13 protein-coding genes are annotated in these 13217 nt (G+C 60.9%); all 13 read left to right on the top strand.

Annotation, left to right across the window (positions count from 1 at the left end):
* On the top strand, positions 1–465 hold the full coding sequence (locus AAF659_RS06525) for an AsnC family transcriptional regulator (RefSeq protein WP_349750913.1): 465 nt from the start codon (positions 1–3) through the stop codon (positions 463–465).
* Positions 462–980 (top strand): siroheme decarboxylase subunit beta, encoded by a 519-nt coding sequence (ahbB, locus tag AAF659_RS06520; protein WP_349750912.1) that lies wholly within the window; start codon positions 462–464, stop codon positions 978–980. Before AAF659_RS06525 ends, ahbB (AAF659_RS06520) begins: the two co-directional genes overlap by 4 nt.
* Entirely contained in the window at positions 964–1443 is a 480-nt protein-coding gene (locus AAF659_RS06515; RefSeq protein WP_349750911.1) for an Lrp/AsnC family transcriptional regulator, read from the top strand. The genes ahbB (AAF659_RS06520) and AAF659_RS06515 overlap by 17 nt, the downstream gene beginning before the upstream one ends.
* On the top strand, positions 1418–1933 hold the full coding sequence (ahbB, locus tag AAF659_RS06510; protein ID WP_349750910.1) for a siroheme decarboxylase subunit beta: 516 nt from the start codon (positions 1418–1420) through the stop codon (positions 1931–1933). The genes AAF659_RS06515 and ahbB (AAF659_RS06510) overlap by 26 nt, the downstream gene beginning before the upstream one ends.
* 9 nt (positions 1934–1942) lie before the next feature.
* Positions 1943–3139 carry a heme d1 biosynthesis radical SAM protein NirJ gene (nirJ, locus tag AAF659_RS06505; RefSeq protein WP_349750909.1) on the top strand — a complete coding sequence of 399 codons (1197 nt, stop codon included), beginning with the start codon at positions 1943–1945 and terminating at the stop codon, positions 3137–3139.
* Positions 3140–3149: 10 nt separating this feature from the next.
* Entirely contained in the window at positions 3150–4001 is an 852-nt protein-coding gene (gene cobA / locus AAF659_RS06500) for a uroporphyrinogen-III C-methyltransferase (RefSeq protein WP_349750908.1), read from the top strand.
* Positions 3998–5560 carry a cytochrome D1 domain-containing protein gene (locus AAF659_RS06495; RefSeq protein ID WP_349750907.1) on the top strand — a complete coding sequence of 521 codons (1563 nt, stop codon included), beginning with the start codon at positions 3998–4000 and terminating at the stop codon, positions 5558–5560. Before cobA ends, AAF659_RS06495 begins: the two co-directional genes overlap by 4 nt.
* An 84-nt stretch (positions 5561–5644) precedes the next feature.
* Positions 5645–7018, top strand: a complete 1374-nt coding sequence (locus AAF659_RS06490) for an efflux RND transporter periplasmic adaptor subunit (RefSeq protein ID WP_349750906.1) — start codon at positions 5645–5647, stop codon at positions 7016–7018.
* On the top strand, positions 7015–10116 hold the full coding sequence (locus AAF659_RS06485) for an efflux RND transporter permease subunit (RefSeq protein WP_349750905.1): 3102 nt from the start codon (positions 7015–7017) through the stop codon (positions 10114–10116). Before AAF659_RS06490 ends, AAF659_RS06485 begins: the two co-directional genes overlap by 4 nt.
* A gap of 88 nt (positions 10117–10204) precedes the next feature.
* Positions 10205–10864 carry a cytochrome b/b6 domain-containing protein gene (locus AAF659_RS06480; RefSeq protein ID WP_349750904.1) on the top strand — a complete coding sequence of 220 codons (660 nt, stop codon included), beginning with the start codon at positions 10205–10207 and terminating at the stop codon, positions 10862–10864.
* Positions 10861–11169, top strand: a complete 309-nt coding sequence (locus AAF659_RS06475; protein ID WP_349750903.1) for a PepSY domain-containing protein — start codon at positions 10861–10863, stop codon at positions 11167–11169. The genes AAF659_RS06480 and AAF659_RS06475 overlap by 4 nt, the downstream gene beginning before the upstream one ends.
* Before the next feature lie 11 nt (positions 11170–11180).
* The gene (locus AAF659_RS06470) at positions 11181–11864 is read left to right on the top strand and encodes a response regulator transcription factor (protein WP_349750902.1); all 684 of its coding nucleotides are present in this window, start codon (positions 11181–11183) and stop codon (positions 11862–11864) included.
* An 11-nt stretch (positions 11865–11875) separates the two neighbouring features.
* The gene (locus tag AAF659_RS06465) at positions 11876–13198 is read left to right on the top strand and encodes a sensor histidine kinase (RefSeq protein ID WP_349750901.1); all 1323 of its coding nucleotides are present in this window, start codon (positions 11876–11878) and stop codon (positions 13196–13198) included.
* Positions 13199–13217: the final 19 nt, after the last annotated feature.

Raw genomic sequence — 13217 nt, 5'->3', positions numbered from 1 at the left:
ATGCGACTGGATGCGACCGACAAACGGCTGATTGACCTCTACCAGAGGCAGATGCCCGTAACCGCCCGCCCCTTCCTGGCAATGGGTGAAGCGGTGGGCCTCTGCGAACAGGCGGTCATCAGCCGGCTGGAGGCGCTCCAGGCGCACCAGATCATCAGCCGGGTTGGACCCGTCTTTGAACACAGCCGCGCGGGCGCCAGCCTGCTCGCAGCTGTTGCGGCACCGGAACACCGGATTGATCAGGTCGCCGACCGGATCAATCACTTCCCGGGCATCAATCACAACTATGCCCGGGAACACACATTCAACCTCTGGTTTGTCATGACTGCACCGGATCAAACAACACTGGATGCACAGCTGGATGAGCTGGAGAGCACACTTGAGCTGCCTGTACTCAGGCTGCCAATGATCGTGGCGTACCACATCGATCTCGCCTTCGATATCGACTGGGAGGCGTTGACATGAGCCGTATGCCCCAGTCCATCAAAAGTCACCTCAGCCAGGCACAGAAACTGCTGATGCTGCGCCACCGGCTGGAAACCGGACTGCCACTGGAGCCCAGGCCCTACCAGGCACTGGCCATTGACTGCGGTCTGAGCGAGCAGGACGTACTGGATGCCATAACCGAATGGCAAGAGACTGGCCTGATCAAACGGATGGGCCTGGTGGTTCGACACCGGACACTGGGCTACCAGGCCAACGCCATGGTGGTATGGGATCTTCCCGATGAGCAGGTGGCGGAAATAGGGCGCGCCCTCGCAGAAGAACCCTTCGTAACACTGTGCTATCAGCGCCCGCGACAGCTTCCGGACTGGCCCTATAACCTGTTCTGCATGATCCACGGCACGGATCGTGAGCAGGTTCTGGCACAGCTCCAGAAGCTGCGCGATAACCACGGCCTTCAGGCAACACAGCACCGTGTTCTGTTCAGCCGCAAGGCCTACCGACAGCGCGGAGGCCGCTATGTCGGCAATAGCTGAACCACAAACAGTGCCCACACTGAGCGACACCGAGCGGGCCATTCTCAATCGCCTCCAGGATGGGCTGCCGCTGGTTCCGCATCCCTATGCGACCATAGCCGAGGAGCTCGGGATCGGGGAAGACAGCCTGCTGTCGCACCTCCAGGCCATGCTTGAATCCGGCCTGCTGACCCGCTTCGGCCCCATGTTCCATGCCGGTGAAATGGGTGGCGGCCTGACCCTCGCAGCCATGGCCATTCCGGAAGAGGCTTTTGAAACCGTGACTGAGCAGGTCAACAGCTTCCCGGAAGTTGCACATAATTACCGGCGCGAGCATGACCTCAACATGTGGTTTGTACTGGCCACTGAACAGGCAGACGCCATTCACTCGGTGATCAGCAGGATCGAGTCACAGACCGGCTACGGCGTCTACAACATGCCCAAGGAGGAGGAGTTCCATGTCAACCTCCGTTTCTACGTCTGAATCAACGGCTCTGGGCAGCCTGGATCGGGACCTGATCGTTGCGACCCAGCAGGGACTGCCGCTGGTGTCCGATCCCTGGGCTGCGGTGGGTGAGCAGATCGGCATCAGTGGCGACGAGGCCCTGGCACGGTTCCAGCGTCTGCAGGCCAATGGTGTGCTGCGCCGCATCGCCGCCGTGCCCAACCACTACCGTCTGGGCTACCGATTCAACGGCATGACGGTCTGGGACGTGGACGATGACCAGGCGCGGCAACTGGGCCAGGCAGTGGGCGAACTGCCGTTTGTCAGCCACTGCTATCAGCGTCCACGGCACCGGCCACTGTGGCCCTATAACCTTTTCGCCATGGTCCACGGCACCAGCCAGGACGAGGTCGAAACCAAGGCCGAACGCATTCATGAGCTGCTGGGCGATGCCTGCCATGGGCATCAGACCCTGTACAGCTCCGCAATCCTTAAAAAGACGGGGTTGCGCCTTCAGCGCAAACAATAAGGGGGCGTCATGTTCAGAATGACCCGTTACATCAAAAGCCTTTTGCATCCCAGCCCGGTGCCGCCAGCCACAAAGCCATCGGGCCCCGTGGTCATCTGGAACCTGATTCGGCGCTGCAACCTGACCTGCAAGCACTGTTACTCGGTATCCGCGGACATTGATTTTGAAGGTGAGCTGGAGACCGACGAGGTCCATACCGTGATGGACGACCTCAAGCACTACGGTGTGCCGGTGCTGATTCTGTCCGGTGGCGAGCCCCTGATGCGGCGTGACATCTTTGAGGTTTCCCATCGCGCCAAGCAGATGGGGTTCTACGTGGGCCTGTCCACCAACGGCACCCTGATCACCGAAGACAACATCCAACAGATCGCAGACGTGGGTTACAACTACGTCGGCATCAGCATTGACGGGCTTGAGGCCACCCATGACTGGTTCCGCCAGAAACAGGGCTCGTTCGCCGACTCGATGAAGGCTGTGGAGCTGTGCCGTCAGGCCGGCATCAAGGTGGGGCTACGCTTCACGCTGACCCAGGACAATTTCCATGAGCTGCCGGATATCCTGCGGCTGCTGGACGAATACGACATCGACAAGTTCTATCTGTCCCACCTGAACTACTCGGGGCGTGGCGGGCGCAACCGCAAGCGCGATACCTGGTATGACATGACCCGCCAGGCCATGACCATGATGTTCGATCACTGCCACAGCGAGCTCCAGCAGGGCATTGAGCGCGAGTACGTCACCGGCAATAACGACGCCGATGGGCCCTTCCTTATGGAATGGGCACGGGAACACTACCCGGATCAGGTGGACAACCTGTGGCAACGGCTCGTGAACTGGGGAGGCAATTCCTCGGGCGTGAACATCGCCAACATCGACAACCTGGGCAACGTTCACCCGGATACGTTCTGGTGGAACTATACTCTGGGCAACGTTCGCGAAACCCCCTTCTCACAGATCTGGAGCGACGAGAACGATCCGCTGATGGCCGGTTTCCGCCAACGGCCACGCCCGGTGAAGGGGCGCTGCGGCGCCTGCCATTACCTGCCCGTGTGCAACGGCAACACCCGTGTAAGGGCCTATAACGTCTCCGGCGACTTCTGGGAAGAAGACCCTGGGTGTTACCTGACCAACGAGGAAATCGGAGTAGCTGAAAGCGACCGCCGGGTGGCCACGCCGGCAATGGAGATTCCGGTCCATAACCTTTAAGGAGCGCCGTATGGACAACACCAACCAGAAAAAACGCCTGGTGGAATTCCAGCTGGCGGAGCCACCCTTCCGGGCCGGCGATGTCGCCATCGTTGGCGCAGGCCCAGGCGACCCTGGACTGCTGACCCTGCGCGCGCTGATGCTGATCCAGCAGGCCGATGTGGTCCTTCATGACCGGCTTGTTTCTCCCCAGGTTATGGAACTGGTCAATCCGGCAGCGGAGTGTCTGCATGTCGGCAAATTCAGCGGTAATCACTGCGTTCCACAGGCGGACACCAACGCCCTTCTCACGACCCGGGCGCAACAGCAACAGCGGGTAGTCCGTCTCAAAGGCGGCGACCCCTATATTCTGGGCCGCGGCGGTGAGGAAGCCGAATACCTGATGGAACAGGGCGTCCACTTCCAGGTGGTTCCGGGAATCACCTCAGCCTCCGGTTGTGCCTCACAATGCGGCTTGCCGCTGACACATCGCGACCACGCCCAGAGCGTGACCTTTGTGACAGGCCACCGCAAAGCCGACCAGAGCCTCGACCTCGACTGGGCCGCCCTGGCCACGCCTAAGCAGACCTGCGTTTTCTACATGGGCTTGAGCAACGCTGGTGCTATTACGCACAACCTGATGCATCACGGCGTTCCGGGGAGCTGTCCTGTTGCACTGATCGAACGGGGAACAACAGATCAACAGCGCATGGCGGTCACAACGCTGGCGGAGCTTCCACACACCGCGGAGCGCGACCAGTTCCATCCCCCGACGCTGATCATCGTGGGCGAAGTGGTGGCCCTTGCGGACAAACTAGCGCCTTCTCAAAGTAAGCAGAGCCGCCCCCCGATAACCCGGGCGCACCAGGGAGTATTATCTTGAAGCCCACCTTAGCCAGCGTTGCTTTCCTGCTTGTGTTCGCCATGGCACCCCTCTTACAGGCCAGCAACACCGAAGCCAGCGCCACCGAATCCCTCTATCAGAAACACTGCGCCAGCTGCCACGGCTCCGACCGACTCGGTGTTACCGGGCCAGCGCTTCTGCCGGAGAACCTCTCACGACTGTCGCGGGAGGACGCGCAGAGCGTCATCCGCAATGGCCGTGACGCCACCCAGATGAGCGGCTATGGTGACGTGCTCTCGGACGGGGAAATCACCCGCCTGGTGGATTTCATCTACACCGAGCCGGAAGACGACCTGGAATGGAGCAAGCAGGCCATAACGGCATCACACCGTGTGCCCAACCCGGTCGACACGCTCGACCCATTCCCCATCTATGTAGCGGATCTGATGAATCTCTTCCTGGTGGTTGAGAAGGGTGACCATCACGTCACCCTGCTCGATGGGGACCGCATGGAACCCATCACCCGCTTCCCCACCCGCTTCGCCCTCCATGGCGGGCCCAAATACGGCCCGCAGGGCCGCTTTGTCTACTTTGGGTCACGGGATGGCTGGATTACCAAGTACGACCTGTACAACCTCAAGGTGGTTGCAGAGATCCGGGCCGGTATCAACATGCGCAACATCGCTGTCTCCGCCGATGGCGAGCATGTGCTGGCAGCGAACTACCTGCCCCACACCATGGCCCTGTTCGATGCCGAGGACCTCAGCCTGATGGAGGTAATCCCCGCGGCACGTCCGGATGAGAACCAGTCCGCCAAGACCAGCTGGCACAGCCTGGAATACCAGGATGCCGTACCAAAAGCGATGGAAAGCTCCCGCGTCAGCGCCGTCTACACCGCGCCGCCGAGAAACAGCTTCATTGCCGCCCTCAAGGACATTCCCGAGGCCTGGGAAATCCGTGTTGTCGATGGTGAGGCGAAGGTCCGCCGCATGGAGACGGAAACCCATCTCGACGATTTCTTTTTCGACCAGGATTACCAGCACCTGATCGGTGCCGCGCGCGACGGCAAGAACGGGCACGTGATTGACCTGGATACCGGCGACACCATCGCCACTCTGCCATTGCCTGGCATGCCCCACCTGGGGTCCGGCATCACTTGGGACTACAAGGGCCGCCGCGTGATGGCGACGCCACACTTCCGCACCGGTGCTGTCTCCATCATCGACATGGAGAACTGGGAGGTTCTCAAGACCCTCGAAACCGCCGGCCCGGGCTTTTTCATGCGCAGCCACGAGAATTCCCGCTACGCGTGGGTGGATGTCTTCTTCGGTCCCAACAATGACAAGGTCCATGTGATTGACAAGCAGACCCTGGCAATCGAGAAGACGCTCCAGCCGGAGCCTGGCAAGACATCCGCCCACGTGGAGTTTGACCGTTACGGCGAGAAGCTCCTGCTCAGCATCTGGGACGACGACGGGGCGGTCATCGTCTATGATGCCGATACCCTGGAAGAGCTCAAGCGCATTCCCATGAAGAAGCCCTCCGGCAAGTACAACGTCTGGAATAAGATCCAGTACGAAGAGGGCACCAGTCACTGACGGATGTCATTGTAAAGAATTACCGCCCGGGGTTAACGTATTAGATAAATCTTTATTAAATGCAGACCGCCTTTGGGACCTCACTTGGCCATACCGTCACGCTGGAAGAATCTGCTCATCATTGCTCTGTCGCTGGTGGCAGGCATCGTTTTTATAGTGGTAATGGCTAATCTCAGGCCGGGGCCCGCGGAATCTGATTCAGCCACTGAAGCCCGCAGTGTGCGGGTGATGCCCATAACCCCCATGCCCTTCCGCGTTGAGGCCAAGGGTTACGGCAACGTCCGCGCGGCACGACGCTGGCAGGCAGTCGCACGGGTTGGCAGCCGCATCACCGAACGTCACCCCGATCTCGAAAGCGGCAACCTGATCAATGAAGGCACGGAACTGCTGCAGATCGATCCAACCCGGTACGAACTGGCGGTCGCCAGCGCGGAAGCGGACCTTGCCTCGGCGCGCAGCGACAAGCGCCAGCTTGAACAGAAAGCCGCCAATACCCGCCTGCTGCTGGAGCTGGAGAAGGAGCGCCTGGCCCTGGCGGAAAAGGAACTCGAACGGATTCGCAATCTTGCCGAAAGGGACGCTGTCTCCCGCACCCGGTTGGATGAACAGGAACGCGCCACCCTCCAGCAGCGTCAGGCCGTGCAGTCGCTGGAGAATGAACTCGCACTGATCCCGAGCCAGAGGGACAACCTGGAAGCTCGCATCGCCCGCACAGAAGCGGCCCTGGGACAGGCCAGACAGGATCTTGAGGACACCCATTTCAGTGCGCCTTTTGACCTGCGCATCCATAAGGCCAATGTGGAACAGGACGAAGAGGTGCGCCCGGGACAGACCCTGTTCAAGGCCGATGGCATTGCAACTGCAGAAGCCGTCATCCAGCTCCCGGTCGCCCAGCTGCGCCGCCTTTTACGCCAGTTACCGGACATGCCACCCGCTGAATTGAAAGACAACATAGCGGATCTCCACCGCCGTATTGATCTCAGCAGGATCGATGCGCAGCTTTCACTGGCCGGTGATCCGGACACGACCTGGGATGCCAGTGTCACGCGTGTTGCCAGCGGCCTCGACCCGGGAACGCGCACCGTCCAGGTGGTACTGAGCGTGGATGAGCCCTACCGCAATGCCAACCCGCCCGAGCAGCCACCGCTGGTGCGGGATATGTACGTGCAGGGCACCCTGTCGCTGCCGACACCGGATGAGGTGATTGTGGTTCCCGCAGCGAGCATCCACGGGGATACCGTCTATCTGGCCGATGACGGCGACCGCCTTGAACGGCGCAGGGTCTCGGTGGCGTGGACCCAGAATGATCTTTCGGTCATCCGCGAGGGAGTGACCCCCGGGGAGCGGCTGGTGCTGGATGATCTGGTTCCCGCCATCGACGGCACCCGGCTCAGCCCGAACCGCGATGAAGACGCTCTCAACACCATCCGCAACCAGGCCCGGAGTTCCGCTCCATGATCCGCTGGTTTGCCGCCCACCCCACGGCGGGCAACCTGCTGCTGATTCTGATTCTGGCCATCGGGCTGTTCGCCGCGCCCAACCTCAAGCGCGAGACCTTCCCCGATTACCGCCCGCCGGAAGTCAGCATCACCATGGAGTACCGGGGGGCAACGGCAGCGGACGTGGAAGAGGCCATCTGCCGGCGTTTCAACGAGGCCCTGCAGCGGGTGGAGAACCTGGAAGAGCTCACCTGCACCGCCCGGGACAACATGGCCCGGGCCGTGGCCAGCATGGAACGCGGTGGCGACATGGGACGTTTCCTGGATGACATCCGCACGGAAATCGAGGCCCTCCAGAACCTGCCCGAGCGGGCCGAGGATCCGATCATCGAAGAACGCCACCGGACCAATCTGGTGGCCGCCCTCGCCGTTTCCGGGCCCATGTCCTTCAACGATCTGGAAGCCTACGCGGACGATCTGGAGGATGGGCTTCTGCGCCTCGACGGTGTCGCGGACGTTGTGACTCAGGGGCTGTCACAGCGCCAGTGGCAGGTGGAAGTCTCGCGGGACCAGTTGCGCCAGTATGACCTGGCAAGCACGGATATCGCCGCGGCCCTGAAGCGCCAGAATCTCGATATGCCGCTGGGTACCGTGGAAACAGAGCGGCAGGACGTCCAGCTTCGATTTGTGGATCAGCGCCGGCACGCTGAAGCACTCAAGGATATCCAGGTGATCAGTGGCCGCAGTGGCGCTGAGATCCGGCTGGGCGATATTGCTGACATCAGCGTCACCCATGAACGGGAGGAGGAACGGGTCACGTTCAACGGTGAACGGGCCATCATTCTGGAAGTACACAAGAGCCTTGGGGCGGATGCGTTGCGCGTCATGGACGAACTTGAGGATTTCCGCAACCGGGAACTGAACGCGCGAGCCGATACGGTCAATCTTGACCTGACCCAGAACATGACGTCCATCGTTCGCGACCGCCTTCAGATGCTGGTGGAAAACGGCATTTTCGGGCTGGTGCTGGTCGGGCTGGTCCTGAGCCTTTTCTTCCGCCCACGCCTCGCGCTCTGGGCGCTGTTCGGACTGCCTGCCGCCTTTGCCGGGGCCTTTGCGGTCATGATGGCGACCGGGCTTACGCTGAACATGATCACCCTGGTCGCCCTGCTGATGGCCATTGGTATCGTCATGGACGATGCGGTGGTCATTACCGACAACATTGCGGCCAGTGCCACGCAGGACCGGTCCGCGCTGGAGGCCGCCGCGCATGGCGCTCGCCAGGTCTTTCCCGGCGTCATGTCCTCCTTTCTCACCACCGCCTCCGTATTCCTGCCCCTGGCGTTCCTGGCCGGGGAAATGGGGGCGGTGCTCGAAGTGCTGCCGGTTGCCCTTCTCGCCGCCCTGGCCGCCAGCCTTATCGAGGCCTTCTGGATCCTGCCCCATCATCTCAAGGGAAGCCTCCGGGCCCTGGAGGGGGCCTCCGATTCCCGCGTCAGGGCCAGCTTTACCCGACGCTTTGAGGCCCTACGGGAACAGACCGGACGGGTCGCGGACCGCGCCATCCACGCGCGCTATTGGGTGCTGGCGATAACACTTCTGTTCCTGTTCGGCTCTTTCGGCGTGATCGCCTATGGCGTGATCAAGATGGAGGGGATGCCGGATATAGAAGGCGACGTGCTGGAAGCGCGCATCCTCATGCCCCAAGGCACCCCGCTCGAACGCACCGAGGCGGTTACGGACCAGGTCAGCGGGGCCATGCAGTCGATCAACAAAGACCTGACGCCGCGCCAGCCCGGAGAGCAGCCTCTGGTTGAGAACATCCAGACCCGTTTCAATCACCATGCCAGCGCCGGAGAAACCGGGCCCCACATCGCAACCGTCATGGTTGACCTGCTGACGGCGGAAGAGCGGACCACGAACCTGGATACGCTCAGACGCCGCTGGTATGAGGGCATTGGCGCCATCTATGGCCTGGTCAGCCTCAACATCCAGGAGCCCGGTTTCGGCCCCGCGGGCATTCCCATCGAGGTCGGCCTGCAGCACGAGGATCTGCCCACCCTGAAGCGGGCTGCCACGGACCTGTCCACAGCCATCGGCGATTACGCCGGCACCTTCAACATCATGGACGACCTCCGGCCCGGCAAACCCCAGCGCCTGCTGTCACTCAGGGAAAGCGCGCTGGCGCTGGGTATTGATGCCCGTGATGTGGCGAACCAGATCCGGACGGGACTACTCGGTGACATTGTCGACTCTGTCCAGGTGGGGGATCAGTACATCGAGGTACTGCTGCGTCAGAAGGCAACGGAAAGGAATACACTGGACTTTCTGACCGACAGTGTCGTATTCAGCGCCAATGACGAGGCAGTGCCACTGACCGAGGTGGCCCGGATCGAGGACTCGCGGGACTGGGGTCAGATCACGCGGATCGACGGCCTGCGCACCGCAACCGTCACTGCGGACGTCGATGCGCAAACGGCTAACGCCGCTGCCATTGTGGGCGACCTGAAAGAGGCAACCTTTTCGGATCTTAAGGACCGCTACCCAGGCCTCAGGATCACCGTTGAAGGTCAGACCGCACGCTCCCGGGAGACCGGCCAGTCCATCGCGCGGGGCCTGGTGATCGGGCTGGTGGGCATATTCCTGATTCTGTCGTTCCAGTTCCGCAGTTATATCGAGCCCGTGATCGTCATGCTGGCGATCCCTGTAGCCTTCATGGGCGCTATCTGGGGCCATATCCTGATGGGGTACAACCTGTCCATGCCGTCACTGATCGGCGCAGCCTCACTGGCAGGGATAGTGGTGAACAACGCCATCCTGCTGGTGCAGTTTATCCGCATCCACCGGGAGAGCGGGCTGGATGCCCTGAGTGCCGCCAGCCGGGCCAGCCGCGACCGCTTCCGGGCCATTTTCATCACCTCCAGCACCACCATCGCGGGTCTGCTGCCGCTGCTGACCGAGACCAGCACCCAGGCCATGGCGGTCATTCCCCTGGTCATTTCCATTGTGTTCGGTCTGCTGATTTCCACCGTGCTGATTCTGATCGCGCTGCCCGCGCTCTACGCTATCCTGAGCGACCTTGGTCTCACCAGCACCGATGCGGATTCGGCGCACTGAACGGGATAAACCGGAGCCCTTTTAAGACTGAATTAAGGTTCTCCGCCTAGGCTGAAATCATCAAGCCATAGACAGCGGAGAACCAACCATGAAACAGGACAATCAGGTGCGGGTCTGGGACCCGTTCATACGCATCTTCCACTGGCTACTGGTGGTGGCTTTCTTTACCGCCTACTTCACCGAAGGCGAGCCCGAGTGGCTGCATGCCTGGTCGGGCTATCTCATTGTAGCGCTGTTGGTATTACGCATCATCTGGGGCTTTGTCGGGAGCGAGCATGCCCGCTTCAGCGACTTTATTTTCTCGCCCGGGAGGATTCTGGCGTACCTGCGCGACAATGTCCGGGGTCGCGCTGAGTATTACAGGGGACATAACCCGGCTGGCAGTGCCATGATCCTGGCGATCATTCTGTCCCTGCTCATCACCTGTGGTGGCGGCATGGTAGTGCTGGCCGGGGAAGAGGGTGAAGGCCCCCTGGCCGGGTGGCTGGTTGCCGCGCCGCAGATGCAGAGTGAGAGCACCTCTGAAGCAACCCGCTATGAATTTGAAGAAAACAAAAGCGATGCCAATGAGGAGCACGAGCATGAGGAAAGAGCCCTGGTGGAGACAGCTGAGGGGGTCCATGAGTTGTTTGCCAACCTGACGCTTGCGCTGGTGATTCTTCACGTGATCGCCGTCATCGTAGAAAGCATCCGCGAGCGCCAGAACCTGGTTCGGTCCATGTTTAGCGGCTACAAACGAGGCCAATGATGACAATCACACGCGAATGGCGGCCGCTGATGGCCGCCGCTCTGCTCCTCGCAGCCGTTATTCCGGTTGCGGGGGCCGATCATGACGAGGTTCGGGAACTGCACGAGAACGAGGCCATCGTTGGTCTTGAGCAGATCCTCACAACCTTCCGCCAGAACTATCCCGACAGCCGAGTGCTGGAAGTGGAGCTGGAGCGCGAGGACGATGAACACATCTACGAACTCGAAATCCTTGCCCCATCGGGAGAGGTCCGTGAACTGCGTTTTAACGCGGTTACCGGCGAATTCCTGGGCGAAGAGGATTAGGTGACCAGAAGATGAGGCTGTTACTGATCGAGGATGAGGCCGCGCTCGCCGAACAGCTCAGGAAAGCACTGAGTGACGCGGGCTTTGCCACAGATGTCACCGGCGACGGTATTGAAGCGCAGTACCTGGGCGAGGAAGAAGCTTACGATGTGGCTGTTCTGGATCTCGGGCTCCCCGGGCGCGCCGGACTGGAGGTGCTGCGGAACTGGCGAAAAGCGGGTAACGCCCTTCCGGTTCTGATACTCACCGCTCGGGATGCATGGCATGAAAAGGTGGATGGCTTCAAGGCCGGGGCCGATGACTACCTGGGTAAACCCTTTCATACCGAGGAACTCATCGCCCGGCTCAACGCCTTGATCCACCGTGCCGGCAACCAACCCGGTGGTGTGCTGACCGCGGGTGGTCTGACACTGGATGAGGATCGCCAGGAAGCGCTTTTGCCCACCGGCACTGGTATGGAACTCACTGGTACCGAGTTCCGCCTGTTGCGCTACCTGATGCTTCATCCGGATTCTCTCCTGTCGAAGAGCCGCCTTACCGAGCACGTTTATGAATACGACCAGGACAGAGACAGCAATGTCATCGAGGTCTATATCAATCGATTGCGCCGCAAGATCGGGCACGATGCCATCGAGACCCGTCGCGGCCAGGGCTATGTCTTTCATCCCGGTGTTTTCCGGTCACAGGACGGCTGAGGGAGTTCAGGGTGCGAACCAGTCTGCAATCCCGCCTTGCTATTGGGATCGCCATTCCAGTGGCGATAGCGACCTTGCTGACAGTCGTCCTGGTCAGCTATAGCGCGCGCCAGCTGGTAGACGACTTTGTGCTCACCCGCTTGGAACACGACCTCGAGACCCTGGTCGCCGGCGTGGAACTGAGTCAGGAGGCACCGCCACACCAGAGCAAACAGCTCACCCAGATCTATCAACAGCCCTACTCCGGCCACTATTTCCAGATTGAAACAGAGGGCAGCGCGCCCGAGCGTTCCCGTTCTCTCTGGGACCATCAACTGAATCTGCCGGATCTCGACCCCGGCGAGCGTCGCACGTTCCGTGCTCAAGGGCCCGAGGACCAACCGCTCATGATGCTGGTTGAGGGCTTCCGCCAGTCCGGTCAGTCCGCCGTGGTCGGCGTTGCCGAGGATATTGGCCCGCTGACGGCAACAGTGCGACTGCTGCAGGGTGGTATAGCGGCTCTTGGCGTCCTGCTGCTGGGGCTTATCGTGCTGTCACAGACGGCCTTGGTCCGTCGTGGACTGGCACCAGTGAACGCCCTCCGCCAGGAACTTCAGCGCCTTGAACGCGGCGAAATCGAGGCACTCAATGCCGATCAGGTCCCGCGCGAAATCAATCCTCTGATCCTTGAAATCAATCAGCTGATCAGTCTGCTCTCGAGCCGCTTGGCACGCTCGCGCAACGCCCTGGGCAACCTCGCCCACGCGCTTAAGACCCCACTGACCGTACTCGATGGCCTCAATGAAAACGAGCCGCACTCGTCCGACGAACTCCATCGTCAGGTCGCGGTCATGCGCAACATTGTTGAGCGCGAGCTCCGTCGTGCACGCCTCGCCGGCGGTGGCATGCCAGGCGCTACCCTGGCCCCTGCCACCGCGGTGTCTGAACTGGTCGAGGTCTTCACCAGAGTCTATGCTCACAAAAAAATCGCTTTTGATATCCAAGCCACACCGGATCTGAGACTACCTTTGGACCGAGAGGACTTCCTGGAACTGGCCGGAGTCCTCATCGACAACGCCTGCAAATGGTGTCATCACTCCGTGCGAGTGAGCGTGGATCGGATTGGCGAAGAGACATTACTCACTGTTGACGATGACGGGCCTGGCTGCCCCGAAGAACAACGCGATTCACTGGCAGAACGCGGCTGGCGCAAGGATGAAGATCACCCGGGCTCCGGGCTGGGATTAGCCATCGCGGCTGACATCGTCGAGCAGTACGGCGGTCAATTAACCTTTGACGACTCACCACTGGGTGGGCTGAGGGTTAAAGCCATACTGATAACCCGGCGGGACTGAGTCTCCTATCAGGGACATA

Source organism: Salicola sp. Rm-C-2C1-2 (genome assembly GCF_040196175.1).
Lineage (GTDB): Bacteria > Pseudomonadota > Gammaproteobacteria > Pseudomonadales > Oleiphilaceae > Halospina.
Note: the sequence above shows the minus strand (reverse complement) of the source record. Positions and strands in the feature narration are given on the sequence as shown.